Origin of the sequence: Janibacter sp. Soil728 (assembly GCF_001428305.1) — a bacterium.
Taxonomy (GTDB): domain Bacteria; phylum Actinomycetota; class Actinomycetes; order Actinomycetales; family Dermatophilaceae; genus Janibacter.
Genome location: NZ_LMRZ01000003.1, coordinates 38,894 through 63,287, shown reverse-complemented (window position 1 = coordinate 63,287; position 24,394 = coordinate 38,894). Strand labels below are relative to the sequence as shown.

General features: G+C 69.7%; 23 protein-coding genes. 15 read left to right on the top strand and 8 right to left on the bottom strand.

Annotated elements, in window-relative coordinates:
* The 9 genes from ASG73_RS04665 to ASG73_RS04630 all read left to right on the top strand — a co-directional run bounded on the left by ASG73_RS04665 (nucleotide 1) and on the right by ASG73_RS04630 (nucleotide 11,105).
* Nucleotides 1–1,503, top strand: coding sequence for a hypothetical protein (locus ASG73_RS04665; protein WP_235499353.1), 1,503 nt, complete (start codon nucleotides 1–3; stop codon nucleotides 1,501–1,503).
* The gene (locus ASG73_RS17775) at nucleotides 1,503–2,456 is read left to right on the top strand and encodes a DUF6011 domain-containing protein (RefSeq protein WP_156466134.1); all 954 of its coding nucleotides are present in this window, start codon (nucleotides 1,503–1,505) and stop codon (nucleotides 2,454–2,456) included. The genes ASG73_RS04665 and ASG73_RS17775 overlap by 1 nt, the downstream gene beginning before the upstream one ends.
* A gap of 259 nt (nucleotides 2,457–2,715) precedes the next feature.
* Nucleotides 2,716–4,023 (top strand): exodeoxyribonuclease VII large subunit, encoded by a 1,308-nt coding sequence (locus ASG73_RS17435; RefSeq protein ID WP_082567008.1) that lies wholly within the window; start codon nucleotides 2,716–2,718, stop codon nucleotides 4,021–4,023.
* A 119-nt stretch (nucleotides 4,024–4,142) separates the two neighbouring features.
* Entirely contained in the window at nucleotides 4,143–4,619 is a 477-nt protein-coding gene (locus ASG73_RS04655; protein ID WP_055991628.1) for a hypothetical protein, read from the top strand.
* Nucleotides 4,620–5,140: 521 nt separating this feature from the next.
* A complete protein-coding gene (locus ASG73_RS04650; RefSeq protein WP_055991625.1) occupies nucleotides 5,141–6,517 on the top strand; it encodes an NAD(P)-binding protein in 1,377 nt (458 codons plus the stop codon).
* A gap of 86 nt (nucleotides 6,518–6,603) precedes the next feature.
* On the top strand, nucleotides 6,604–7,473 hold the full coding sequence (locus ASG73_RS04645; protein ID WP_055991622.1) for a T3SS (YopN, CesT) and YbjN peptide-binding chaperone 1: 870 nt from the start codon (nucleotides 6,604–6,606) through the stop codon (nucleotides 7,471–7,473).
* Nucleotides 7,470–8,945, top strand: coding sequence for a hypothetical protein (locus ASG73_RS04640; RefSeq protein ID WP_156466133.1), 1,476 nt, complete (start codon nucleotides 7,470–7,472; stop codon nucleotides 8,943–8,945). Before ASG73_RS04645 ends, ASG73_RS04640 begins: the two co-directional genes overlap by 4 nt.
* A 315-nt stretch (nucleotides 8,946–9,260) precedes the next feature.
* Entirely contained in the window at nucleotides 9,261–9,884 is a 624-nt protein-coding gene (locus ASG73_RS04635; protein WP_055991616.1) for an LON peptidase substrate-binding domain-containing protein, read from the top strand.
* Nucleotides 9,885–9,974: 90 nt separating this feature from the next.
* Nucleotides 9,975–11,105: an alanine racemase gene (locus ASG73_RS04630; RefSeq protein WP_055991613.1), complete on the top strand. Its 1,131-nt coding sequence runs from the start codon at nucleotides 9,975–9,977 to the stop codon at nucleotides 11,103–11,105.
* A 19-nt stretch (nucleotides 11,106–11,124) separates the two neighbouring features.
* Here the strand turns inward: ASG73_RS04630 and ASG73_RS04625 are convergent, their stop codons facing one another.
* Nucleotides 11,125–12,621, bottom strand: a complete 1,497-nt coding sequence (locus tag ASG73_RS04625; RefSeq protein WP_055991610.1) for an immunity protein Imm33 domain-containing protein — start codon at nucleotides 12,619–12,621, stop codon at nucleotides 11,125–11,127.
* 376 nt (nucleotides 12,622–12,997) lie between these two features.
* Here ASG73_RS04625 and ASG73_RS04620 point away from each other — a divergent pair, with 376 nt between their 5' ends.
* Together ASG73_RS04620 and ASG73_RS04615 are read left to right on the top strand one after the other, a co-directional pair.
* Nucleotides 12,998–13,723 (top strand): OB-fold protein, encoded by a 726-nt coding sequence (locus tag ASG73_RS04620; RefSeq protein ID WP_055991607.1) that lies wholly within the window; start codon nucleotides 12,998–13,000, stop codon nucleotides 13,721–13,723.
* A gap of 88 nt (nucleotides 13,724–13,811) precedes the next feature.
* A complete protein-coding gene (locus ASG73_RS04615; RefSeq protein ID WP_055991604.1) occupies nucleotides 13,812–14,189 on the top strand; it encodes a PH domain-containing protein in 378 nt (125 codons plus the stop codon).
* 20 nt (nucleotides 14,190–14,209) lie between these two features.
* Here ASG73_RS04615 and ASG73_RS04610 read toward each other — a convergent pair whose 3' ends face one another.
* Nucleotides 14,210–15,667, bottom strand: a complete 1,458-nt coding sequence (locus ASG73_RS04610; RefSeq protein ID WP_055991602.1) for a hypothetical protein — start codon at nucleotides 15,665–15,667, stop codon at nucleotides 14,210–14,212.
* 68 nt (nucleotides 15,668–15,735) lie between these two features.
* Between ASG73_RS04610 and ASG73_RS04605 the strand changes: the two genes are divergently transcribed.
* A complete protein-coding gene (locus ASG73_RS04605) occupies nucleotides 15,736–16,257 on the top strand; it encodes a hypothetical protein (protein WP_055991599.1) in 522 nt (173 codons plus the stop codon).
* Between the two features lie 29 nt (nucleotides 16,258–16,286).
* Entirely contained in the window at nucleotides 16,287–16,940 is a 654-nt protein-coding gene (locus tag ASG73_RS04600; RefSeq protein WP_055991596.1) for a hypothetical protein, read from the top strand.
* An 8-nt stretch (nucleotides 16,941–16,948) separates the two neighbouring features.
* On the opposite strand, the gene ASG73_RS04595 is transcribed toward ASG73_RS04600, so the two are convergent.
* Both ASG73_RS04595 and ASG73_RS04590 read right to left on the bottom strand, forming a co-directional pair.
* Nucleotides 16,949–18,142: an MFS transporter gene (locus ASG73_RS04595; protein WP_055991593.1), complete on the bottom strand. Its 1,194-nt coding sequence runs from the start codon at nucleotides 18,140–18,142 to the stop codon at nucleotides 16,949–16,951.
* A complete protein-coding gene (locus ASG73_RS04590) occupies nucleotides 18,139–19,152 on the bottom strand; it encodes an MBL fold metallo-hydrolase (protein WP_055991591.1) in 1,014 nt (337 codons plus the stop codon). Before ASG73_RS04590 ends, ASG73_RS04595 begins: the two co-directional genes overlap by 4 nt.
* A gap of 166 nt (nucleotides 19,153–19,318) precedes the next feature.
* On the opposite strand from ASG73_RS04590, the gene ASG73_RS04585 reads away from it, so the two are divergent.
* The gene (locus ASG73_RS04585; RefSeq protein ID WP_055991588.1) at nucleotides 19,319–19,591 is read left to right on the top strand and encodes a type II toxin-antitoxin system VapB family antitoxin; all 273 of its coding nucleotides are present in this window, start codon (nucleotides 19,319–19,321) and stop codon (nucleotides 19,589–19,591) included.
* Nucleotides 19,588–19,983 (top strand): type II toxin-antitoxin system VapC family toxin, encoded by a 396-nt coding sequence (locus ASG73_RS04580; RefSeq protein ID WP_055991585.1) that lies wholly within the window; start codon nucleotides 19,588–19,590, stop codon nucleotides 19,981–19,983. The genes ASG73_RS04585 and ASG73_RS04580 overlap by 4 nt, the downstream gene beginning before the upstream one ends.
* 80 nt (nucleotides 19,984–20,063) lie before the next feature.
* Here ASG73_RS04580 and ASG73_RS17770 read toward each other — a convergent pair whose 3' ends face one another.
* From ASG73_RS17770 to ASG73_RS04560, 4 genes are read right to left on the bottom strand one after another with little or no spacing between them, the layout of a single operon-like run.
* A complete protein-coding gene (locus tag ASG73_RS17770) occupies nucleotides 20,064–21,140 on the bottom strand; it encodes a glycerate kinase (protein ID WP_055991582.1) in 1,077 nt (358 codons plus the stop codon).
* Nucleotides 21,140–21,937 carry a DeoR/GlpR family DNA-binding transcription regulator gene (locus ASG73_RS04570; RefSeq protein ID WP_235499352.1) on the bottom strand — a complete coding sequence of 266 codons (798 nt, stop codon included), beginning with the start codon at nucleotides 21,935–21,937 and terminating at the stop codon, nucleotides 21,140–21,142. The genes ASG73_RS17770 and ASG73_RS04570 overlap by 1 nt, the downstream gene beginning before the upstream one ends.
* A gap of 29 nt (nucleotides 21,938–21,966) precedes the next feature.
* Entirely contained in the window at nucleotides 21,967–23,013 is a 1,047-nt protein-coding gene (gene pdxA / locus ASG73_RS04565) for a 4-hydroxythreonine-4-phosphate dehydrogenase PdxA (RefSeq protein WP_055991576.1), read from the bottom strand.
* 7 nt (nucleotides 23,014–23,020) lie between these two features.
* Complete coding sequence (locus ASG73_RS04560) at nucleotides 23,021–24,394, bottom strand: four-carbon acid sugar kinase family protein (protein ID WP_082567006.1); 1,374 nt, start codon at nucleotides 24,392–24,394, stop codon at nucleotides 23,021–23,023.

The following is a 24,394-nucleotide window of genomic DNA, read 5'->3' as shown; positions in this document are numbered from 1 at the left end:
ATGACGACACTGAACTTCACGCCCCCTTCGTCCATGGCTGACGCCACGGGCGCGCACCACGCCTCCGCTGCGATCCAGAACTTGGACGTCGTGACCCAAGCGATCGGCGCGCTGCAAGATGCCCTCGATGGACATGAGCCGCATGAGCGGGTCCTCCTCAAGGCCGCCGCGGGCGCCGGCAAGACCTTCGCACTGAAGCGAATGGTGGTGGAGGCCCTCGCCCACGAGAGCTGCACGCGGGTGGGAGTCACTGCCTTCGCCAACAAGCAGGTGATCCCGCTGGCGGGGCAGCTGGGCGACCAACTGGGCCGAGAGCGCGTCTGCCTGTCCGTGTCCGAGGCGTGGTTCGACAAGGTGCCGGACTGGGTGCGCGACAAGGCAACGGTGGTCATCAGCTACAAGGACATCCCGGAGTCGGTCGAGGTCATCATCGGGACGACCCACAAGCTCGAGGGGTCGGCTCGGTACATGCGTGACCGACTGGGCAACGCGCACAACGGTGAGCGGCTCTTTGACGTGCTCTTCGTGGACGAGGCCTGGCAGCTGCCCAACCATCGGTACGCCAAGGTCTCTTGGCTGGCACCGCTGATCGTCGGTGTGGGCGATGTCGGTCAACTTCCGCCACTGGACCCATCGCAGAACCCATGGCGCGGCGACCCCGGGCACAACCCGTATCGCGCTTGGCCAGAGGGCTTTGGGCATGACCCGAACACGTGGACGCGTGAGCTCCCTGCCGTGTGGCGACCCACGGCCGAGCAGCTACCGCTCTGGCGAGCCTTTTACTCGGACTGGGCTTCGCTCACCTGTGTCGCTGGCCCGGGAGACCGCGCGCTCGAAGTCGACGGACTGTCCGGTGATGCGAAAGTCCTGTGGGACCAGGTGGGTACGGGCCAACCCACCCTCCTCGAGGTGGACGGTCTGCCGGACGCAGAGGCGCCGGACATCGATCAACCACTGCTCTCGGTGCTGGAGGCATACCTCGAGGATCTGATCTCGGCGCAGGTCACGATCCACGGCAGGACGTATGACGCACACGGTGTGCCACAGCAGTCGACCACGGTGCCGGCGCTGGAGCAGGAAGGCGACGACCCGGTCATCGCTGTCCTCGCGACACGCAATGCTGCGGTGGACGACGCCTTCGCCATGGTCGAGCGATTGACGGAGCGTCACCGTCTGCCGGACGGCTGGATCGTGGCATCCACCGTCGACTCTTGGCAGGGACAGACCAACACGCTCACCGTCGCCGTGCACCCGCTCTCGGGAGCGTCGGGTCTGGACGCCTTCAACTCTGCCTTTGGTCGGCTAGCCGTGACGTGTACCCGTGCAACCCACGGATTGCTGCTGGTGAGCCGTGCGGGGCTTGATGAGCTGCTCGACAATGCGCCTGCAGTTCCTGGCACACCGCTGGGTGAACCCGGGACCAGGGAATTGCCACGGCAGACGCATCGACGGATCCTGAAGGCTTTCTCCCGGGGACAGCTGTCCCTCGAAGGGACGGTGTGATGGCGACGTTCACCGAGGCCCGACTGGCTCCTCTCAACGGTGAAATTGGGCTGCGAGACAACGGCATGCGTCAGGCCCTTATCGAGGCTTTGGAAGCCGACGAAGTACCACGGGCGCTCTACTCAGTGAGCGCCCACATCTGGTGTGATGCCGTCTTGACGGATCGGGCGCTCCTCCTAGTCAAGGGGGCGATGTGGGCCAAGGTGACGCGGGTTCCTTTCCCGCTCGAGGTGATCCGCGAGCCCAAGGGATCGACACAGAGCGCTCGAGTGATGACTCCCTTGGGCCGCAAAACGCTCTGGGGGTCGCGGCTCGACCCGGATCTGGGTGTCATCTTGGGGCACGTCGCTGCCCGGACGCCTCAGTCGTCACCACCGCCCGTTCACGTGTCCGATGAAGATGGGCCGGTTGACTGGCTCTCTGCTCTGCTGGACAGCGGGTCGTTGACGGCCACCGAGGTGAATGCTCGGCCTCAGAAGACGCCGCGAAACGCAACATCGGGAGAGGGGCCGACGGGGCCGACGACAGGTGTGCATGGGCAAGGGAGCTTGTCACCACGCCCGCGTCGCACGTGGCGGGACCGAGCGGAGGCTCGCCGCCGCGCAGGCAAGAAGCCGCGTAAGCCGAAGCTCGCGAAGGTGCGTCTCGAGCAAGTCGGGTCCGCGCCACCCACCACCATTTGGGATATGGCGAGCCATTGCGTCAAATGTGGCCGGCGATTGACGAACCCTGAGAGTCAGCGCCATCGAGTCGGGACGGACTGCATCAAGTATTACGGCTCGCATGCGCGCACGATCTCCAACCCCGCGTTCGAGAAGTGGACGGAACGGAAGAGTCGCGCTGCCTGGCTCCATGCCGAGCAGCAGCGCGCCTTCACTGTGCAGCATGAGGCTTCCTTGGAGGCGTACACCAAGGAGTTGGAGAAATGGCGGCTTATACGGGCAGGCCGCTGATAAGCCTCGATCCCGCCGACTAGAGAAGGTCCATCGGTGGGACAGAGGCCACGGCCCATCCGCGCCCCCCGCGCCAAGGCCCGCGTCACCACGATCATGCCCAGTTACACCTAGGGCGGCGGGGCCTCGCCATTCACCACGTCGTCTGTGCCGAGCCCGTCGGGCCCCCGCATCGAGGACGGGTTCTATCCGGAGGCGCTGAGCCTCCGATGTCGTACGTCTCCCATAGCGTGACAAGCACGAGATCAGGGAGGGCGACATGACGGATATCGCGTCAGCACCACTGAAGGAACTCTGCGACGAAGCGGGGGAGCTCATCCGCGCCTTGGAGCCTCGCCGCATCCGCGCTGAGGTCATTTCGGTCAGACCAACAGATGGAAATGTCTGGGCGACCGTCGCGGAGGACGGAGGGTATGTGGATGTCTGCATCCCCGGCGGTCAACTGAGTGGACGGACGCCCCGGGTGGAGCTGGGGATGGTCCTTGATATGCAGGTGCGGGCAACGCCAAATCAGGGCAAGCCGGGCTGGTTTTGCTTGGCCCTGCATGCCCGAATGGCCCAGCAAACCGGCCCCCGGCAGCAGCGCCGTGAGCAATTCGCTAGGACGCTGTCAGCTCAGGGAGTCATCCGACGTCGGAGTTTGGACGCTCAGTTGTACTCCTACTCCATCCGAGGCGTGGAGGGTGTTCGCCGGATCACGGCACTTGTTCCTCCAGCGGGGCGGGCCGGATGGCGGGACGTGGCAGGGCAGCTGGGCCATCTGCGGGACGATCAGCTCACCGTGGTCCCAGTTGGAGGCCGGGGTCAGACGATGGCACAGGGGTGTGCCGACTTCCTAGCCGACTTGTCCCCGGGAGATGCCGACGTGGTGGCCATCATCCGAGGTGGTGGCGACAAGGCGGGACTTGAGGAGTTCGACAACGCTGATCTGGCCAGGGCAATCCACGCGTCGCCGGTCCCGGTGGTCACCGGGATCGGCCACCGCGAGGACATCAGCCTCGCGGACGCTGCGGCGCATGCTGCCTTTCCGACACCGGGGGAGGCAGGTCGCGCTCTGTCCTTGGTCTCAAACGGCCGGGCTGCCGTGGCGAGGAAGCGGCGCGAGACAGAGCGGGAAAAGATCAAGAACGAACTGTCATCCAGCCAGCAGAAGTTGGGGGAGCAGAAGGGGGAGATCGCGCGGTTGCGCAACAGCGTTGAGCTCGCTGAGAGAGTCGCGCGTCGCTGCCGTGCCCAGGCTGATGACGCGCACAAATGGATCGACGTCCACCTCGTGGAGGATGCAGTGGTCCGGATCCGCCGTCGGGCCCATCGCTTGGCCACAGCCTTCATCTCGTTGTGCGCTGTGCTGCTCGTGCAGGTGGCTGTCTGGGGTTTCCTCCCATGGGTCTGCCTGGCAGCCGCGGGTGTCTTGGTGGTGCTCAGTGTCTGGGTGTCGTGGGGGCCGACACGAGCTGTCACTCCTCTCAAGCGCCAGAGGTCACGACGCGATTGGTCCTCGACCCAGGAATGGCGCGATCGTGTCCTGCGTAGCCGCACTCCCTCGCAACTGCGATCCCTGCGGTGACGGGCATGGTGCAGCCGCAACGTGTGACGACGGGACCTGACGCCCTCCACTTGCTCATGGGGACATGCTTTCGATACTGGGGCAGCCACGGCGACGTCCGGTGGGCAGCATGGGCGTGGATGTCGCTGGCCGCCGCAGGCGTAGTTCCCGAGGAGATCGACGGCGAAGCTGACAACGTGACAGATCATGTCCTCACGTTGCTGGCGTTGGCCTACGAGAGCGAACTCTTCAACGAGGTTCGCACCACGGGGCAAGAGCAGTTGGTCGACCCGCACGATCCATCTGATGTCGTCGACTTCCTTGATGACATCGCCTTGGGACGCTGGGCGGCTCGGCACGACGTGGGGCAGTGGACCTACGCGGAGAGCAGACACGTCTTGCTCCGTCAGTGTGTCGAGCAACGGGCCAGGGCCGTGATGCGCACCCTCGTCGCAGAGGTCGGCGGAGTGGACGTACTCTTCCTCGCGCTGTGGGAGCAGTCCTCCAGCCACGCGGAGCCGCTCTCGACTGAAGCTCGCGATCGCATCCTGGAGCGGCCAGGACGTGATGCGCAGGTGGCCTATGAATGGCTTCGGGAACGTCACGACCAGAGGTGAGACGACATGGCGGACAGGGCATTGAAGGTGGGCGCTGAGCAACGTTGTCGGGCGTGGGAGTGCTGGGAGGGGTTGGCATGACCGAGCGTCACGAGGGGGTCGGGGCGGGGGTGCTGGCAGGCCTTTTCGCACGGGTGCTGCGGAGGTGGCAGGAGCAGGAAGCTTGTCGGGTAGACGAGCTCCGACGATGCGACTGCTGCGATGAGCTCATGGGACCGCCCTTGTCGGACCCTCACTGGCAAGCGCTGAATCGGGCAGCAAGGGCCTGGCAGGTGGAGGTCAAAAGGACTCGTGGCAAAGGCCAGCTCTTTTGGCCCATGTGGTCGCCCAGAGGTGAGGCTGGTGATGAGCCGCACGGTGACATAGGGCCGTGAGTTGTTGGCGGAGCAAGCACCGCCAACCTGTGGTCAAGCCCTTGGGCTCGACGCCTGGGCCGTGCTGACTCAGGTGCCTGACCCGCGCGGCGTGAGCCGAGGAGCACCAGCGTTGACCCACCCCCGCGGCGGGAGGACGCTTGAGCGATGGGCACCATCGAGGCCGACTACGTCGTGGTCGGTGCGGGGGCCATGGGCATGGCCTTCACCGACGCGCTCATCAGCCACGCCGACGTGCGGGTCGCCCTCCTCGACCGGCGGCACGCGCCCGGCGGGCACTGGCTGGACGCCTACCCCTTCGTCCGGTTGCACCAGGCCTCGGCCTTCTACGGGGTGGCCTCCACGCTCCTCGGCGACGGACGCGCACAGCAGCACGGGCCGGAGCGTGGGTTGCACGAGCGGGCCACCGCCGCGCAGATCTGCGCGTACTACGACTCCGTCCTCACCGAGCGCCTGGTGGCCTCGGGCCGGGTGAGCTTCATGCCCGGCTACGTGTGGACGGACGACGGGCGGTGCGTCTCGACGATCTCGGGGGAGCGGCACAACGTGCGCGGTCCCGCCCGGGTGGTCAACGCGCACTACCTCTCACCGCACATCCCCGCCACCACGATGCCTCCCTTCGCCGTGGACACGGGAGCCAGGGTCATCCCGGTCAACGAGCTCGTGCGGGTGGCCGACGCACCCTCCGAGTACGTGGTCGTCGGGTCCGGCAAGACGGCGACCGACGCGTGCATCTGGCTGCTCGACCGCGGCGTCGACCCCGACCGGATCTGCTGGGTGCGCTCCCGGGAGCCGTGGATGCTCAACCGCGCGATGATCCAACCCGACCCACGGATCTTCCTCGGCGCCGCCGCCGACGTCATGGAGGTCGCGGCCACGGCGGCCACGGCCGATGAGATCTTCTTGGGTCTGGAGGAGCGGGGTGTCCTGCTGCGGATCGACCCGACGGTCACGCCGACGATGGCCAAGACGCCGACCCTGGCCACGTGGGAGCTCGACGTACTGCGCACCATCGAGCACGTCGTACGCCTGGGCCACGTGCTGGCCGTCGAGCAGGGGCGCGTCGTCTGCGCCGACGGGAGCGTGCAGGTCGCCCCCGACGCCCTCGTCGTGCACTGCGCCGCCTCCGGGCTGCGGTACCCGCCGCTGGTCCCGATCTGGCAGCCGGAAGTCATCACCCTGCAACCGATCCGGACCGGCTTCCCGTGCTTCGGCGCGGCGCTCGCGGGTCATGCAGAGGCGACGATCTCCAGTGACGTGGAGAAGAACCGGCTGTGCCCCCCTTCGCCCTACTCCGACACCCCGACCGACTGGCTCGCGATGCAGGTGATCGGCGCTCGCGCCGGAGCTGCCTTCGCCAGCGATCCCCACCTCAAGGCATGGGCGGACACGGTGGCGCTCAACCCAGCCCGCACACCGCCGGAGCTGGCCGAGTCCGAGGCCATGCAGCAGGTGCTGGGCAGGCTACGCGCCAGCGCCGGGCCGGCGCTGACCCGCATGGCAGAGCTCGCCGGCATGCCCTGACCTGCGCGACATCCACGTAACGGAGCAGAGGACCGTTGTCGGTGCTGCCACCTAGCCTTGCTCAAGGGTCGAGAGGGGAGCGGGGCATGTTCGACGAGCAGGTCGAGGCGGCGTGGAGGGACTTCCACGAGCGCCTGGTCACGGTCATCGAGGAGTGGGACGGTGACAACATCTTCCGCATCTCGCTCGACCGGACGAGCGAGGACGTCGAGGGAGACACCCCCTTCGTCGAGCTCAACTTCGTGCGCCCTCAGGTGCTCGTCGAGGTCGCGAGCAATATGACGCTCGCGCGCGAGTGGCGGATGAACCGTCGTCAGCAGGCGGCCATCCGTCGCTGGGGGATGGTGTGCCCCACGCGGCAGGAGCCGACCTACGGGAAGTACTACGACGAGTGTCGCCCCGACGAGCCGGCCACGGTGGTCATCAGCGTGCTGCGCGACGTCTTCGGCATCGTCCACCCGGCGCTGCTGACGAGCCTGTCTGATGAGCTCACGCCGCCGTCCGTCGAGCCTTGGCAGGCCAGCCCCGTCCACGCCGATGGAGCCCGACCCACCAGCAGGGCGGAAGTCAACGAGCTCGTCGATATCGCCCTGCGTCCCATGCTCGCGGAGATCGACGGGACCGATGATGGAGACGTCTACGTCGAGTACCTCGACACCTTCGTGTGGGTCCGGTCATCCTGCAGCGTGCCGCGCATCCGCATCTGCTGTGCCCTCGATCATCACGCCGCAGACTGCGACGACGCGACACGGATCGCCGATCGACTCAACGGCTCCGTCCACGGTGTGAAGTTCACAGTCCTCGACGACGAGAGCCTCCTGGCGATGATCGACATGCTGGCCACACCCTTCGTGCCTGAGCATCTGCGCGAGCACGTCCACCTGCTCTTCCAACTCATCGCCGACTGGGACGACGAGATCCTCCCCGAAGCCCGCGACCGTCAGGAGACCCCATGAATTCAGCCCCCTTCGATGAGTCAACAAGGCTGCAGTGCGGACGCTGCGGGTCGAGCGCGACCCACCAGGTCGTCATGGGGATGCCGCCCCTCGAGCTCGCCGAGCAGGTCGCCGCCACCCCGTGGCAGCGGCTCGGTGGCTGCCTCATCGTGCCGGGCATGTGGACCGCCGAGTGCCTCACGTGCGGCCAGCGGGAGACGGTCGAAGGGGGACCAGCGGACTTCACCGCGACGCCGGCACCGGACAGGACCGTCGCCCGGGCCATCACCGGCTACGCGGCCCGCTGCCGTGAGCAGCTCGACCAGACCACGACCTCCGTGGTCTCCCACGCGGGGCTCTGGCTGCTCCTCGCCTCCGCCGCCGAGCGCGCCACGGGGGACGACCGAGCCTCCCTCGAGGAGATCCTCGGGATGTCTCTGGACGAGGCGAGTGCCGCAGGGAGGCGCCTGCTCGCGCAGCCGCACCCGACCCTTGCCGCGGCCGCCGGGGCGTGGGCCGCCGCAGATGCGGTGACGCCCGTAGGGGTGGAGCGGCCGATCCCCGACCAGGCCTCGCTCGACGCGTGGGCGGCGGAGTACACGCGCGGGCTCATCGATCGCTTCCCGCTCGAGGTCACCGAGCTGACCCGGATCGTGCTGGCCACCGCGCTCGTCCTCGAGCCGAGGTGGACCGAGCGACTGGTGGCCGATGGCGCGTGGCTCAGGCTCACCGGTGGCCTGCAGACCATCGTCGAGACCCGCGCCGCGGGGCTGGTCGTCGTGGCCAAGCCGCACTCGCAGGACGGCATCGACGTCATCAGCGTGCGCGCGCACCCGCGGACCAAGCCCGCGCAGGTGTGGCAGGCCGTCGACGAGGTCGTGGCCCTGCTGGACGACGGGGGGCTGTGGCATGCCGAGCGGCCGGGAGGTCTGCAGGCCAACGGGTTTGGCTGGCGAGTCCGAACCACGAGCGTGCAGATGACCGAGGGCGAGCGGTCGCGCCTGCCGACCGACGTCATGGGGCGACCGCAGCAGTGGCGCAGCCGCGTGCCCGCGTGGGCGGCCCAGGAGATGCTCGACCTGACGGACGCACCCGGGGTGGCCGAGGTAGCCGCAGTGATCCTTCCGGAGGAGCCGGACGCCGTGACGAGTTGCGTGCAGACGGTGCGCGCCGAGTACGACGCCTACGGGTTCCGCGCTGCCGCGCTCACCGCGTTGGACAGGGTGGGGTCAATGCCGCCGCAGCTCAAGCAGGTCGAGGTGGAGCGGGTGGACCTCGACTTCCGCGCACCGCACGCCGTCGTCGCCGTCGCACGCGGTGGAGCGTGGGAGGGCGTCCCGCTCGTCAGTGCCTGGATTGGGGGCGCCAACCACGGCGACTCTGACGTGGAAGCACTCGAGCTGCTTGCTGACACAGACCCCGAGGAGGCGGCCGGGCTGCGGGGGTACAAGGAGCAGCAGATGAGAAACCGGGGCGAGCTGCCAAGCGTCTGACCGAAACCGGAGTGGCGAGGTCAGGTCCGCAAGCGCATCGCCGAGGCGATGCGAGGACACGAGGACTGGATGGTTGCGGGCGTCTGGTCACCAGACGAGCGGGCCGGCGGGTTCGCCGACGTCATCGACTTCGGTCCCCGTCAGGGCTGATCGGGCGCGTAGCACGTCCAGCCGCCCTCGCGAGGAGTGTCCGTCGGGCAGGTCTGGGCCGGCTCGTCGGTGCTGTCCGATGCAGCGGGGTAGCTCGTGATGGCGCCGATGGCGCTCTGCATCCGTGCGCGCCCAGTCCGACGCCACGTGTGCCATGTTGGTCAGATGGACCTACTGCCGATGTTCCCGCTGGGGGCAGCCCTGCTCCCTGGGAGCCCCCTGCTCCTGCAGGTCTTCGAGCCCCGGTACCTGGCGATGATGCGGGACGTCGTGGGCGGCGACCGGCAGTTCGGGGTGGTCCTCATCGAGCGCGGCGTCGAGGTTGGCGGGGGAGACCAGCGCTTCTCGATCGGCACCGTCGCCACCATCGACCAGCTGCGCCCGATGCCGGGCGGTCGGATGGGCCTGCTGGCACGCGGCGGCGACCGGTTCGAGGTCGTCCAGTGGCTCCCCGACGACCCGTATCCGCGGGCCGAGGTGCGCCTCGTGCCGGCCTTGGAGTGGAGCAGCGAGCAGGCCTCCCGACTGACGGAGACCGAGCACGTCGTCCGGCGGGCCCTGGCGGTGATGAGCGAGTACCACGAGCATCTCTGGCCGTCCGACGTCGAGCTGTCCGACGACCCCGTCAGCCGCAGCTGGCAGCTGGCGGGCATCGCCCCTCTCGGCGCCCTGGACCATCAGACGCTCCTGCGCTCGGCCACCGTCGACGAGCTGCTCGAGAGCACCGCTCGGTTGACCACCGAGGCGCTGGACCTGCTGCCGATGCAGTTCCCCGACGACCCGGCGTGAGACCGCATGTCGGGGACCCTTCGAGACGGTTGCTGCGCAACCTCCTCAGGGACCGTTCGAGACGGGGAGCGTTGGGGGCATCATGACCCCATGACGACGTCACCGGACACTCCCTTCGCCCGCGTGGACCGAGCCAAGGTCGAGCGCAACATCGCCCGCCTGCGGGCCCACCTCGACGCCCTCGGCGTGACCTGGCGCCCGCACGTCAAGACGAGCAAGGCGCTCGAGCCGACGGCGATGATCTTCGACGGCGGGACCGGGCCGATCACGGTCTCGACGCTGGCCGAGGCGGAGTTCTTCGCCGACGCGGGCTACACCGACATCCTCTACGCCGTCGGCATCGCGCCGACCAAGCTCGAGCGGGTCGCGCGGCTGCGTCGGCGCGGCATCGACCTGACGATCCTGCTCGACACCGTTGCTCAGGCGCAGGCGGTTGCGGACTTCGCCACGGAGCACGAGGAGTCACTGCCGGTGCTCATCGAGATCGACACCGACGGGCACCGGGCCGGGGTGCTCCCCGACGACCCGCAGCTCCTCGAGATCGCGCGCGTCCTCACCGACGGTGGGGCGCAGACGCGTGGGGTCATGGCGCACGCGGGCGGGTCCTACTTCGCGACCACCCCACAGGCTCAGCGCGCCGCTGCCGAGCAGGAGCGCCGCGCCACCGTCGACGCTGCCGAGCGGTTGCGGGCCGCCGGCCATGCCGCCCCTGTCGTGAGCGTCGGCTCGACCCCGACCGCCCACGCCGCGGCCGACCTCACCGGCGTCACCGAGGTCCGCGCCGGCAATGTCGTCTTCTTCGACCTCGTCATGGCCGGCATCGGCGTGTGCGCGATCGACGACCTCGCCCTGTCGGTCGTCGCCACCGTCATCGGCCGCGGCCCCGACGACGCGTCGATCCTCACCGACGCCGGGTGGACGGCCACCTCCAGCGACCGCGGCACCGGCACCCAGGCCGTCGACCAGCACCTCGGCCTCGTCACCACGGACGCGGGCGAGGTCCTGCCCGACCTGCTCATGGTCGGGGCGAGCCAGGAGCACGGCGTCCTCGCCATCCGCCCCGGCGTCGAGCGCGAGCTGCCCGACCTGCCCGTCGGCACGCGGGTGCGGATCCTGCCGATCCACGCCTGCGCCACGGCGGCTCAGCACGACCACTACGAGGTCGTCACCGGCGAAGGGGAGCCGGTCACCGAGCGGTGGGAGCGCTGCCACGGGTGGTGACCGTCGCTCGAGGGCCTGCTCAGGGGGCGTGGGTGCTGTGCGGGTCGAAGAGTGGCCGCGAGACCTCACCCGAGGCGAGCAGGTCGTGCATGCTGCGCTCGGGGTGCTGGCGGGCCAGCGCCTCGAACCCACCCTCGTCGACCAGGTGGGCCGAGTGCAGGTTGCCGTGGGCAAACTCCAGGAGCGTGCCCACGGGCAGTGCGTAGTAGGGGGCGAAGATGTCGTCGCACGCCTGCAGCTCACCCGCGTCGACCTGGACCACGGCCCGCGAGCGCTCCGACTGCGCCGACGGTGTGCTGATCGACCAGCCGGACCGGCGCGCGCCGTCGGCGAGGTACTCCGAGCCCGGGGCGGGAGCCTCCCGCTCCATGACATAGGACGTGAGCCGGTGGTGCGTCAGGTCGTCGAGCGCACCCTGCTGGATCGCGATGACATCCGACGCCAGGACCGGCTCCGGCTCGACACCGGCGCGACGGGCCAGTGCGGCCTGCTCGGCCTCGACCTCGAGCGCCGCCGTCAGGTCATCGCTCGTCCCCTCGCGGTAGGCACTCGGCGACGAGAAGTCCGGGGCGGTGACGAGCAGGACACTCTCGTCGTCGCTCTCCGCGAGCGAGTAGGTGACATAGCTCGACTCCAGGCGTGACCCCGCTGTGAGCGGTGACGCGCCGTCGGCGAAGCCCACGAGCACCGCCTCGGCGAGCCCGGCGAGGTCTGGGTGAGCGCGCACTCGCAGCGTGACACCCTCGCTCACCCGCTCCACCGTCGTGCGCGCAGGCGCGGCGTCATCGCCGCGACGCGCGCCCGGGCCGTGGCCCTCCTCGTCGAGGAGCTGGTGGTCCGCTGCGGTGATGGTGCCGTCCTTCGACGCCGTCCACCACGCCCCGAGGAAGCGCCCCTCGGCCACGCGCACCACCGTCCCGACCGGTAGCGCGAGATAGGGGACGAGATGGGGTGCGACGTCGACCAGGCGGCCAGCGGTGACGTGGATGTCCTCGACGTCGTCGCTCCCCGTCGACGGGTCAGCCGTCCGCACGACCCAGCCCGAGTCGCCGTCGGCCGATGGGCGGCGTCGGTGCAGGACCAGCTCGCCGGGCCCACCCCCTTCGACGGCGGCCAGCGCGGCCCGGGTGAAGGACACCGCGTTGGAGAAGTCGACGTGCTGACGGTGGACCGCGGCCCGGTGCACCGCATCGGCCTGGCTCGCCTCGACCCACAGCGCCACGGTGAGGTCATCGGTGACCCCGCCGGTGCCCTCACCGCCGGCGTGGCCGGGCGAGGTGATCGCGTACTGCGCCTCGCCGTCCTGACGCAGCAGCCACCGGGAAAAGCCGAAGGGCGTCGACAGTCCGTGCTCGACCCCCTTCGCCCCATGGTGCTGGCGCAAACGGTCGATCACGGGGACGGCATAGCCGGCCAGCTCGGGGGCGCAGCGGAAGGTGACCACCACGCCACCGAGGTCCTGGGCCGGTTGCGGCTCGGCCACCGTCGTGGGCTTCGGGAGCGGGAAGGGAGTCATACTCCAGCCTCCCGCTGTTCGGCCGGTCTGGCCAGGGGCCCGACGACGAGCCAGCACTCCCCGAAGGTCGTGTAGGGACGCAGCAGAGCGTCGCGAAACAGCGCCCTTTCTTACGTTTTCGTAACTCGACGCTGACCAAACCCACACTTGAACGATCAAGTGTTACGTTGGCGCCGTCATTCACTGCGGTCGGGGAGACATTCGGTGGGGGTCAAGTTGTCGACCGCGGTCGAGCCTGGCATTGGGGCTGTTTCATCCCTTCCAGCACGATCACCATGAAGTGGCTCGCCCCTGCGTCGGGGCGGGTGAACTCGTGCTGTCGCGACAGACTCGCGCAAGAGCCCTTCCCGCCTCTTCATGCGAGGAAAGAAGGATCATGAGCTCTCCCGGGTGGTACCCCCAGCCTGACGGCACCGAGCGTTACTTCAACGGTAGCGAGTGGACCGATGACTCTCGGACCCAACAGGCTCCGGCTGCGACGGCCGGCCCCACGCCACCCGCCAAGAAGGGCGGCATGGTCAAGTGGATCATCATCGGCGTGATTGCCGTGGTCATCATCTGCTGCTGCGGCGCCGTCGCGGTCAGCCAGGGCAGCGACGACACGGACACCTCGTCCTCGGAGAGCACGAGCAGTGCGGCTGAGTCGTCGGAGGTGTCGACGGCAGCAAAGGCCGCCGAGGCGACGCCGTCCGCCAAGCCGGCCGAGAAGAAGAAGGAGGCTCCTAAGAGCCCCTCATCGACGAAGGCCCCGGCACCTGCCCCAGCACCGGCTGCCCCGGCTGGCGCCGACATGAAGGTCACGGCGGGTGAGTTCATCAAGGAGTTCGAGGGCAACGAGCTTGCTGCGGACCAGAAGTACAAGGGCAAGACCGTCGAGGTCTCGGGTGTCGTGGAGAAGATCGACACCGAGCTCTTCAACGAGGACAAGTACCTGCTCAACATCACCGACGGTGGAGATTTTGAGTTCCTCAGCGTCACCTGCCACGACATGAGCAACGACGTGCTGTCCAAGCTCACGGTCGGCGACGCGATCAAGGTGATCGGCGACTTCGACGACGGCGGCGACCTGGGCGTCGACCTGAAGAACTGCAAGGTCGTCTGACCGCAGCAGCTGACGATCGCCCTGGGCCCGAGATTGACTCGGGCCCAGGGCGATCGGCGTTGTCAGAGCTCGCTGCCACGATCCGGTCATGGAAACAGCAGCGATCACCTCATGGACCCTGATCCAGGAGATCCCCATCCCCGACGACGTCACCGCCCTCTTGGTCGAGGGGGAGCAGGCCGTCGCGGCGTACAAGACCTTCCGCGACTCAGCGGTCTTCACCACCAAGCGACTCATCGTGCGTGACGCGCAGGGGCTCACGGGCAAGAAGGTCGAGGTCTACTCGCTGCCATACAGCCGCATCGACATGTGGTCGTCGGAGAATGCCAGCGGCATGTTCGACTTCAACTCGGAGCTGGAGATGTGGACCCGTGCCGGGCACATCAAGATCAAGCTCGACAAGAAGATCGACATCCGCCGGCTCGACCAGCTCATCGCGTGGGCTGTGCTCAACTCAGGCGCCTGATCCAGGTCGGCCTGACCGGATCAACTGCAGCGAAGGACCGGCCGCGACACCTTGCCGGAGCCCAGGAGCTCACCCATGGTCATGCCCAGGTGCTGCGAGCTCACCTCGTCGAACCTCACGGGGTCGAGCAGGTGACCCGCCGCGAGCTGACCTCCGGCAAACTCCAGGATCACGTGGTCCGGCAGCGCGTAGTAGGGCGCGAAGAGCGGGTCGCACGCCTGCAGCTCGCCCGCGTCGATGTTGAGGATCGCGCGCTCCTCGTCGGTCTGCGCGACCGGCGAGGTGATGAACCAGCCCGAGCGGACGGTGCCGTCCGCGAGCAGGCCCTCACCCTCCGCCGAGGGGATGCGCTCCATCAGGTAGGGGACGCTGGAGCCGAGCACGAGGGCTTCCATCGCAGCGCGCTGGATCGCGATGGTCGTCCCGGCGCGTGTGCGCTGCGGCTCCAGCTCGGCCTGACGGACCATTTTGGTCTGCGCCGCGTGGGCCCACAGGGCAGCGGTCAGGTCATCGGTCGTGGCGCTGCGGTAGCTCTCCGGTGAGGAGAAGTCGGGGGTGGTGATCAGGAGGGTCCCCCCTTCGCCCTCCTGCAGCGTGAAGGTCGCGTACGAGGAGGCGATCTGCGCGCCGGCCCGCAGCGGACCCGCTGCGCCCGCGGCGAAGGCAGCGACGATCCCTCCAGCGAGCGGTGCGATCGCGGGATCGATCCTGGCCTGCAGCGTCACCCCGTCCACCGTCTCGGTGAGCACCTCGAGGTCCGAGACCACCCGCGACGGGGAAGGGGCGGCGACCCGGGTGCCGTTGCCGTCGATCAGCAGGTCACCCTGCCCCGACCAGATGCCCAGGCAGCGGCCATCGGCGAAGCGGACCACCGACCCGACCGGCAGAGTGAGATGGGGCAGCAGGTACGGCGTCGTGCCGGCCATGACCCCGGCGAGGATCTCGACCTCCTTGTTGCGCAGCACAGACCGCTCCGCAGTGCGGACGAACCAGCCGGAGTCCTGCTCGTCCTTGGGCGCACGACGCTCCAGGACGAGCTCGTCCGGACGTCCCTTGTCGATGACAGTCAACGCGGCCTTGGTGAACATCACCCGCGAGGACACGTCCACCTGATCGCCGTGTGCCCCCACGCGCCCGACGACGTCGACCTGGCTCGCCTCGATCCACAGCGCGAAGGTCAGGTCATCGGTCGCGATGTCCACGATGTCGTCACTGTCGTAGTCGGAGGCGGTGATCCAGTACTCGTGCGGCGGACCGGACTGGCGCAGCTGCCACATCGTGAAGCCGACGATCGTGCGCTGCCCGTCCAGCGGTGCACCCGACGCGTGGTACCGGCGAAATCGATCGATGACCGGGCCGGCAAAGGACGCGACTTCGTCAGCGCACCGGTAGCGCAGGACCGCCCCACCGAGGTCGACGGCGGGCTGCTCCCCGCGGACGGAGTCGGTCGCGGGCAGGGGGCGGGGGAAGCTCGTCATGGGGAGAGTCAATCGGCGCGAAGGGGGTAGTGCCATGGGGAGCACTGCCCGTGATCTGAGGAGAAGCGATGCACAACGTCTGGGTCATCAGTGGCATCCGTCAGAGCTGGATGCCGGTCTTCGAGTACTACGCCGCGCAGGCAGACGCAGTGGCCCGCGTGGAGGCGCTCGTGGCGGACGAGCAGCGTGACTTCGAGGAGCTGGGCGCGCGCGTCGACCTCGGCGTCACGTGGGAGCAGTACCGCGAGATCCAGGACCTGCCGACCTACGCCATCGACGAGGTCCCGCACGTCGAGGCGGCCGACCAGCCCGACGACGCCGTCGCGCCGGAGAGTGGGGAGCCGACGAGCGAAGGACCGACGGGACGGATCTGGCTGGTCCTCAAGGACGGCCACCTCGGTGACGACCGCTGGTACTACACGGTCGAGGAGGACGCCAAGGACGCCGCATGGCGGCGCAGGTGGGCGCGCTGGGAGCAGTACGAGGCCTTCCCCGACTCGGGCGGCATGACCTTCGCGGAGTTCCGCGAGACCCGGTCCTCCGCCCGCTACGACTACGCGCCCGCCGAGCCGGGGCCAGCGGGCGGCTGACCCGGCGAGCGTCGTGCGAGACTCGCGACATGACGACGCGCGACGATCTCGACGACCTCATGGCAGCGGTCCGGCAAGGCCGCCTGCGGGTCGGGCCACGTACCCGGGCGATCGCGCTGGTCCTGCACGGCGGGCGCTCGGTGACCCCACAACCCCGCCGCCATCGCGACGTCTCCTACCTGCGGATGCTCCCCTTCGCACCCGCCGTGGCGCGGGCCTCGCGAGGGAGCATCGCGCCCGTCCTCGTGCACAACCGGCACGGGGGCTGGATCGCCTCGTCGGGCACCGGTCTGGTGCAGACCCGCGAGATCGTGCGGCGCCTGGCCACCGAGCACGACCTGCCCGTCGTGCTGCTCGGTCACTCCAGCGGCGGCTGGGCCGCACTGCGCGGCGGGGGCCAGGACGAGGTAATCGGCACTGTCGCTCTCGCCCCGTGGGTCGGCGAGCACGACCCCGTCGATCACCTGCGGGACAAGGTCGTCCGCGTCATCCATGGCGTGGACGACACCGTGTGCAGCCCGGCGCGCTCACGTGACCTCGTCGACCGGCTGCGCGCCCTCGGCGGCGACGCCACCTACCAGCAGGTGAGCGGTGGCCACGCCCTGCTCGACCACCCGGGGCGCTGGCACCGGCTCGCGGCCAGCGCCGCGGTCGAGGTGCTGGAGCGAGGAGCGGGCCGGTAGCTCCCGGGTCAGTGCTGCGTGCTCCTCGCGCCGCCCACGGACCGGGCGAGGGCGGTCACCGCGGCCAGCACGGCGAGCACGAGCAGCGGGGCGGACGAGCCGATGCTGTCCTCGTAGGTGTTGAGCACGAAGCCCAGCGCGAAGCCTGAGTACGACACGACGTAGAAGAGGCCGGTCACCAGTCCGCGCGCGTGCCGCGGCGCGAGCCGCTCGACGTCCTGCAGACCCTGGCCGAGACACAGCCCGTAGGCGGAGCCGAGGACGAGCGCGCACAGGACGAAGGTCGCCAGCCCCATCTGCGCGCCGGCCACGGCCGCGATGGCGAACCCGGCGGCCGCCAGGCCCGCGCCGACGACGCCGAGGGGGCGCCAGCCGACCACGGTGCGCGTCGAGATCTGGGCGACCATCCCGGTGCCCAGCGACAGGACGCAGGCCACCGCGATGAGCATCGGCCCGCTGAACCGGTCCCCGATGCGCTCGGTGAGCACGATGACCGCCACGACGACGCACGAGAAGACCCACAGCCCCATCGGCAGGGCCGAGGCGAGGGCCGGGCCGATGCGCCGCCCGTCGACGAAGGGAGCGGACCGTGCGTCGTCGTCCCGGCGGGTCGCCGTAGCCGTGGTCCGGGCGGTGGCGTGCGCCCGCAGGACGAGCAGCGCCGAGACGCCGGTGAGCACGACCGGCACGGCGTAGGCCAGGACGATGCCCGGTCGACCGGGCATCGACACCGCCAGGAGGGCGGATGCCACGGGGCCGATCGCGAAGCCGCTGGTGAGGACGACGCCGGCGCGGGCGGCTCCCTTCGCCGCGTCCTGGTCGGCCGCCCATGCGGTCCCGGCGCTGGCCACCATGCCCACGCCCAGACCGACGACGAGGCGGCCGAGCACCACCCCGGCCAAGGTCGGCCAGAGGAGCATCACGAGGTTGCCGGAGGCCGCGAGGACGAGCCCGGTGAGGACGACCGGTCGCCGACCCCGGCGGTCGGAGATCCCGCCGCCGAGCATCAGGCTGGGCAGCAGACCGAGCGCGTAGAGGCCGAAGGCCGCGTCCAGACCCGGCTTGGAGATGTGCGAGACGTCCGCGAGGGCTGGCAGGAGCGCGGCGAAGTGGTTGGTCGCCCACCCCGCCGACAGCAGGGCGAACAGCGTGATCCAGGCCGTCCGGCGGTGCGCGGACGGCGACTCGACGGGTCGTGTCACGAGTAGCGCCACACCCCGTCGACCTCGCTCTGCCGCACCCGCTGCTGCGCGGCGAGCACCTGCAGGTGCGCGAGCGTCTCGGTGGTGGCGAGCATCTGGTTGAAGGGGTCGAGCTCGTCCAGGTGCCGCTCGTGACGGGTCCAGCGCAGCGCGCGGGCCGCGTCGAACCCGGTGGACGCGCCCGCTCGCACGACCGCCTCGGTCTGCGCCAGCCGACGCTCGTGGTGGGCGAGCAGCTCCTCGACCCGCCGGTGCAGGCTGCCGCCGGCCGCTCCGTGGGCCGGCAGCAGCACGCGGTCGCGCTCGGTCAGCATCGCGGCCAGCGAGTCGAGGTAGTCCGCGAGCGGGGTCGGCTCCGGCTTGGCCTGGAAGCCGATCGACGGCGTGATGTGCGGCAGGACATGGTCGCCGGCGAAGACGAGGTCGGCGTCGTCGTCGAAGAAGACGACGTGCCCGCTCGTGTGCCCCGGCGTCGCCTTGACCCGCAGCGAGCGGTGCCCCGCCGTCACCGACTCGTCGTCGACGAGCCAGCGGTCGGGGTCGGCCCACAGCGACCGGTCCTGCTCCTCGTGGGGGAGCCGGGCCAGGTCCTCGATCACCGAGGTGGCGCCCGCGGCGACCAGCAGGGTGTGGGACCCCTCCAGCCCGTGGGTGCTGCGGATCGCCTCCAGCTGCGGGGCCTCCCCTTCGCCCAGTCCGACGATCAGACCGGCGCGCTGCCGCAGACCCATCGCCATCGTGAAGTGGTCACGGTGGTGGTGCGTGACGAGGCACTGCTCGAAGTCCTGCGTCGCCAACCCGAGCTCGCCCAGGGCGTCATCCAGCGCCCGCTGCGCGACCTCGATCTCCCAGCCGCCGTCGATGAGGGTGTGCCGGTCCTCGCCGAGGACGGCGTAGACGTTGACCGCCTTGAGCCCGTCCATCGGCAGCGGAAGGGGGATGCGGTGCACCCCGGGAGCGACCTCTTCGGGTCCCGGGGCGGTCCAGTCATGGGTCGCGCTCTGAGTCATGTGCCTGAGTCAAGCACCTTCTGCCTCGCGCCCGGGTGGAGGTATCCGCGCGGACGATTCGTCGGCGAGTCCGCATCCACCCAGTGGGGCCCGGCAGATGTCGGTCTGACACCTCGACATCCACCGTGGTGTAGCAGGTGCAAAATGTGTTGATGGAGGTGTAGTCATGGCCATGAACATCAAGAACGAGCGGGTCCACGAGCTGGCGAGAGAGGCGGCCCGGCGTACTGGCAGCACCCAGACGAGCGCCCTGGAGGCCGCCTTGGAGCAGTACCTGGCGCGTCTGCGTGAGCAGGACGCACACTCCCGGCCTCAGGCAAAGCTCGTCCGGGCCCGCGCGCTCGTCGACCAGATCCATGGCGCCATGACCGACGAGGACCGTGCGGCCATGCGAGCCGACCTCGAGATGATGTACGACGAGGACGGTCTGCCCGCATGATCGTCGACACCTCGGCCTTGGTCGCGATCATCGCCGACGAGCCGGAGGCTGAGCGACTCCTGCGTGCCTTGGCCTCTGCGGACTCGGTGCAGATGTCGGCGGCCACCCATGTCGAGTGCGGCATCGTCATCGACAACCGATCGAGCGCCGCCACCCGGCGCCGCTTCGACGACCTGCTGACGACCCTGGACGTGGAGGTAGCGGCGCTCACGCCGCAGCAGGCTCGGCTGGCGCGCGAGGCGCACCGCGACTTCGGTCGGGGGAGCGGCAGCCCTGCGCGGCTCAATCTGGGCGACTGCTTCTCGTACGCACTCGCGGCAGACCTGGGCGACGAGCTGCTCTTCATCGGTGACGCCTTCGCGGCGACGGACATTGGTCGTGCGGCCTACTAGCCGACCGGCGCCTGCACCTGAAGGCTCGATTCACCTTGGTCGGGCCGAACCCACCAGCGTGTGGTCGATCATCACTGATCTCATCCTTCAGGGAAGTTGTCCATCTCCTGCTCGACGGCGCGACGGATGCACGCGGCCGTGTGCGTCCACGACGCGTCCTCACCGAACCTTCCACTGAGATCGACGGCGGTCACCCGCGGCGGCAGAGAGGGCACGTCCGCCCGGATGGTGCCCGTGAGGATCAGCACCGGGAGCTCACGCAGGAGTGCGGCGTCGACGACACCGCCCACGACCTTGCCGTTGAAGGACTCGGCATCGAGGGCGCCCTCACCCGTGATGACCGCGTCGACGTGCGTGAGCGCCTCGTCGAGGCCGACCTGCTCGGCCACCAGCCTGAGCCCGGGCACGAGCCATCCGCCGAGGACGAGCAGCCCGCCACCCATCCCACCGGCGGCGCCACCACCGGGCGCCGTCGCGAGGTCGACGCCGTGCTCGGTCAGCCAGCCGCCGTGGCGGTCCTCGTAGTGGGCTCGCACCCGGTGCAGCCGGTCGGTGAGCTCGATGACCTGGTCGGGGTCGGCTCCCTTCTGCGGTCCGAAGACCGAAGCCGCGTCGGTGAAGACCGTCTCGACATCGCAGGCGACGAGCAGCTCGACGCCGCGGTCGATCGGCCGGTCCCCGCCGAGGCGCTCGAGGACTGCCTCGACCGCGGCCTGCCCACCGTCGGTCATGGCGGAGCCGCCGAGACCGACGATGATGCGCCGGGCTCCGTCGAGGACGGCGTCGGCGATGAGCTCACCGGTGCCGCGGCTGGTGGCGGCCATCGGGTCGTTGAGCGACCCGCCGCCGGCCAGGTCCAGGCCAGAGGCCAGGGCGCTCTCGATGACGGACACACCGTCGTGGTGACGCCATGGCGCGGACACCGGCCGGCCGTGCGGACCGGTGACCTCGCTGGAGCGGTTGGCGCCGCCGAAGGCATCGAGCATGCCCTCGCCGCCGTCGGCCATCGGGCGGCCCACGACCTGCCACCCCAGAGGCTCGGCAGCGGCGGTGACTGCCGCCACCACCTCGGGTGCCGTCATCGACCCGCGGAACTTGTCCGGGGCGACGAGCACCGTGCGCCGGCGGGCCCGACCCCCTTCGTCCATCGCCGCCATCAGCGCTCCTGGAGCCGTGCCCCGGCAGCGATCAGCTCGACCCCGGCATCCCGGTAGGGCTGCAGGCGAGCCTCGCTGGACTCGTCGGTCACGAGGGTCCATCCCAGCGGCAGCGGTGCCCACGCCGGTACCGCGCCGGCGGTGAGCTTGGCGGCATGGGCCAGGACCACCGAGCGGCGGGCATTGCGCGCCGCCACCTCCTTGGTGGCGGCCTCCTCGATGGTTGGTTCACCCACACCCCGCTCGGGGTGGACGGCATCGCAGCCGAGGAAGGCGATGTCGACGGCGAACCGCTCGAGGACGAGCTGCGAGACCGCGCCGGTCATCCCATGACTCGACGACGAGACCGCGCCGCCGACGACGATCACCTCGATCGGGCTGTCCGCCAGGGCCAGCGCGATCTCGAGCCCACGAGTGAGGACGATCAGGTCCGTCCGGCCGCGCAGGCACTCGACGAGGTGCGCGGTCGTGGTCCCGGCATCGACGAAGATCGTCGACCCGTCCTCGACGAGCTCGGCAGCGGCGGCCCCGATACGGGTCTTGGCCTCGACCTCCACGCTCATCCGATCGTGCAGCAGCGTCTCGCGGAAGGGAGCGAAGGGCTGTGCACCGCCGTAGGTCCGGGCGATCGCGCCCTCGGCCTCGAGGGAGGCCAGGTCACGCCGCACCGTCGACTCGGAGATCTTGACCGCCACGGCGAGGTCCTCCACCCGGGTGACCCCGGAGTGCAGCAGCCGGACGATCTCGCTCAACCGCTGGCCGCGGCCCCGGTGCATGCCGGCTCGAAGGTCACTCATCTGGATGCCTGACTGTCGTGGGTGGCGGCTCACCTCGGGAGGTACTCCTCCCGGATGCGATCGACGAAGGGAGCGTAGTCGACCGCGGCGAGGTAGGCCGAGCGCATGGTGCCGTGGTCGGCCTTGCCGGTGCCGGCGATGTCGAAGGCGGTGCCGTGGTCGACGGAGGTGCGCAGGATGGGCAGTCCCACGGTCACCGAGATGGTGCCGTCGAAGTCGTAGGTCTTGGCCGCGATGTGGCCCTGGTCGTGGTACTGCGAGAGCACCCCGTCGTAGCGGCCGATGAGCCCGTGGTGGAAGACCGAGTCTGCCGGGATCGGACCGGCCACGGCCAGGCCCTTGGCGTTGACGGCGGCGACCGCGGGACGCAGGACGTCGATCTCCTCGTCGCCGAAGGCGCCGTTCTCCCCGGCATGCGGGTTGATGGCAGCCGTCGCGAGGCGGGGCTGCTCGACCCCGTAGATCTGCAGGGCGCGGTGTGCGCGCTCGATCGAGTCGATCTGGGTCTCGATGGTGATCGCGTCGAGCGCCTTGCGAAGGGAGGTGTGCCGGGTGGCGAAGAAGATCCGCAGGTGGTGGCCCTGCTGGGCGTCGTTGCGCACGACGAACATCGTGTCCTGCTTGGTCACGCCGGTGAGCTCGCCGAGCATCTCGGTGTGGCCCAGGTGCTCGCTGCCGGCCGCCCAGATGGCTTCCTTGTTGATCGGCCCGGTGACGATGCCCGCGACCTGCTGGTCCATCGCAGCCTTCGCCGCGACCTCGATGGCGGTGATCGCAGCCCGACCGGCAGTGCCGTCGACGGTGCCCCACTCGACCATCGTGTCGCCGAGGACACCGATGTCGAAGACGTCGATGACGCCCTCACCGGCGGGTGGGGTGTCCCACCCGTCGACGCTGCGCACCTGCACGTCGAGGCCGAGGACCTCGACGGCCTTCTCGAGCGCGATGCGGTCGCCGACGGCGATGCCGTGGTGCTCCGGGGTGCCGGCGAACTCGGCGAGGGTCTTGGCGGTGATCTCCGGGCCGATGCCGGCGGGGTCACCGAGCGTGAGGGCGAGGACAGGCGCAGAAGCCATGGTGGGGTTATCTCCTTTGCGGCCCGGTCGGGCCGACGTCGTGGGTTGGGGGAGCGGGCGAAGGGGGACTGGTCAGGGAGGGGGCCGCGCGGACCGCCCTTCGTCTCAGCTGGGCCATCTCGGTGAGGCGGTCGAGGCACAGCACGGTCGTGTCCGGGTCACCGATCAGGCCGCCCTTGGTGACCATGGGCAGGCCGGCATACGGGCCGGAGACGATCTCACCGGCGACGGCGAGGGGGATGACCTCGTCCTCGACCTCGAGGCCTTGACCGTCGAGGTGCTGCAGGACCGCCGCGGTGATGTCACCACCGGTGGTGAAGAGGCCGTCCACCGGGACCCGCGCGAGGGTCCGCCGGACGATGTCGCCGAGTGCCACCGGCAGCGCGTCGCCCTCCGCCGGGGTGAGCTGACGCAGGTGGCTGCTGTCGAGGACCGTCGCGACCAGGACGATCTCGCCGGGGCCGGCCTGCTGGAGTGCACGCACCACCTCGGGGACGGTGGCGTCGACGTCGGGGACCACCGAGCCGGGGAGGGCCGTCGGGCTGACGACGTGGCAGCCACGCTCGCTGATGAGTCGTTGCAGCTGGGCCCGGGTCAGCTCGGTGGCCGATCCCGAGACGGCCAGGAGCGGTCTGGTGCTGGACTGGTCGGGGAGGTCGAGTGCGATCGCCATGGCCAACGCACCGGGGCCGGGGTCGACGGTCATCCACTGGATGTCGTCATCCGCGGCGACTGCGGCTGCGGCCACGCGCTCCAGGTGGTCGACGGTCAGCGCGTCGGCGACGATGACGTCGATGTCCTCGTGGAGCAGCTCGCGGATCGTGTCGACGAGCTCGTCGCGCGGGCTGGTGACCGCGCGTAGCGGCAGGTAGCCGATGCGCAGGTCGGTGAAGCGGGTCAGCACCTCGCCGACGTCCGAGGTGTCGACCGGGGTGCGTGGGTCACGAGCCAGCTCGGTGAGCTCGAGCCTCTGTCCGCCGAGGAGCTGGTGGCCGTCGACGGTCACCCGCCCAGCCTCCGGGTGAGCCGCCAGGCACAGGGCCATCACCCGGCGGTCCGAGAGCTCCCGGACCGTCGTGAGCATGGCCTCGGTCGCGATGCCGATGTTGCCACGCAGGGTCGTGTCGATCCGGGTGCTGAGCAGCTCGACCGGCCAGCCGGCCCGCACGGCGTCGTGGATGGGTCCACGCACGTCCTGCGGGTTGGCGTGCCGTGAGTCGGTCGTGACGACGATCGCGTCGAACTGCGGGTGGAACTGCGTGATCGCGCTCCACTCGTCCGCTCGTCCCAGGGTGACCGCTCGCATGCTCGTCCTCGCGAAGCCGGCGGCGCTGGCGTTGGCGCCGGTGAGGTCATCGGCGACCACGAGAACCTTGGCCAT

What these genes read in the sequence shown, in the direction of transcription:
- ASG73_RS17770 (WP_055991582.1), bottom strand. Translation starts at nt 21,140, where the DNA reads ATGGCGGCGATGGACGAAGGGGGTCGGGCCCGCCGGCGCACGGTGCTC.
- ASG73_RS04605 (WP_055991599.1), top strand. Translation starts at nt 15,736, where the DNA reads ATGCACAACGTCTGGGTCATCAGTGGCATCCGTCAGAGCTGGATGCCG.
- ASG73_RS04645 (WP_055991622.1), top strand. Translation starts at nt 6,604, where the DNA reads ATGTTCGACGAGCAGGTCGAGGCGGCGTGGAGGGACTTCCACGAGCGC.
- ASG73_RS04590 (WP_055991591.1), bottom strand. Translation starts at nt 19,152, where the DNA reads ATGACTCAGAGCGCGACCCATGACTGGACCGCCCCGGGACCCGAAGAG.
- ASG73_RS04630 (WP_055991613.1), top strand. Translation starts at nt 9,975, where the DNA reads ATGACGACGTCACCGGACACTCCCTTCGCCCGCGTGGACCGAGCCAAG.
- ASG73_RS04665 (WP_235499353.1), top strand. Translation starts at nt 1, where the DNA reads ATGACGACACTGAACTTCACGCCCCCTTCGTCCATGGCTGACGCCACG.
- ASG73_RS04570 (WP_235499352.1), bottom strand. Translation starts at nt 21,937, where the DNA reads ATGAGTGACCTTCGAGCCGGCATGCACCGGGGCCGCGGCCAGCGGTTG.
- ASG73_RS04560 (WP_082567006.1), bottom strand. Translation starts at nt 24,394, where the DNA reads ATGGCCAAGGTTCTCGTGGTCGCCGATGACCTCACCGGCGCCAACGCC.
- ASG73_RS04620 (WP_055991607.1), top strand. Translation starts at nt 12,998, where the DNA reads ATGAGCTCTCCCGGGTGGTACCCCCAGCCTGACGGCACCGAGCGTTAC.
- ASG73_RS04600 (WP_055991596.1), top strand. Translation starts at nt 16,287, where the DNA reads ATGACGACGCGCGACGATCTCGACGACCTCATGGCAGCGGTCCGGCAA.
- ASG73_RS17775 (WP_156466134.1), top strand. Translation starts at nt 1,503, where the DNA reads ATGGCGACGTTCACCGAGGCCCGACTGGCTCCTCTCAACGGTGAAATT.
- ASG73_RS04655 (WP_055991628.1), top strand. Translation starts at nt 4,143, where the DNA reads ATGTCGCTGGCCGCCGCAGGCGTAGTTCCCGAGGAGATCGACGGCGAA.
- ASG73_RS04640 (WP_156466133.1), top strand. Translation starts at nt 7,470, where the DNA reads ATGAATTCAGCCCCCTTCGATGAGTCAACAAGGCTGCAGTGCGGACGC.
- ASG73_RS04585 (WP_055991588.1), top strand. Translation starts at nt 19,319, where the DNA reads ATGGCCATGAACATCAAGAACGAGCGGGTCCACGAGCTGGCGAGAGAG.
- ASG73_RS04635 (WP_055991616.1), top strand. Translation starts at nt 9,261, where the DNA reads ATGGACCTACTGCCGATGTTCCCGCTGGGGGCAGCCCTGCTCCCTGGG.
- ASG73_RS04610 (WP_055991602.1), bottom strand. Translation starts at nt 15,667, where the DNA reads ATGACGAGCTTCCCCCGCCCCCTGCCCGCGACCGACTCCGTCCGCGGG.
- pdxA (WP_055991576.1), bottom strand. Translation starts at nt 23,013, where the DNA reads ATGGCTTCTGCGCCTGTCCTCGCCCTCACGCTCGGTGACCCCGCCGGC.
- ASG73_RS17435 (WP_082567008.1), top strand. Translation starts at nt 2,716, where the DNA reads ATGACGGATATCGCGTCAGCACCACTGAAGGAACTCTGCGACGAAGCG.
- ASG73_RS04625 (WP_055991610.1), bottom strand. Translation starts at nt 12,621, where the DNA reads ATGACTCCCTTCCCGCTCCCGAAGCCCACGACGGTGGCCGAGCCGCAA.
- ASG73_RS04615 (WP_055991604.1), top strand. Translation starts at nt 13,812, where the DNA reads ATGGAAACAGCAGCGATCACCTCATGGACCCTGATCCAGGAGATCCCC.
- ASG73_RS04650 (WP_055991625.1), top strand. Translation starts at nt 5,141, where the DNA reads ATGGGCACCATCGAGGCCGACTACGTCGTGGTCGGTGCGGGGGCCATG.
- ASG73_RS04580 (WP_055991585.1), top strand. Translation starts at nt 19,588, where the DNA reads ATGATCGTCGACACCTCGGCCTTGGTCGCGATCATCGCCGACGAGCCG.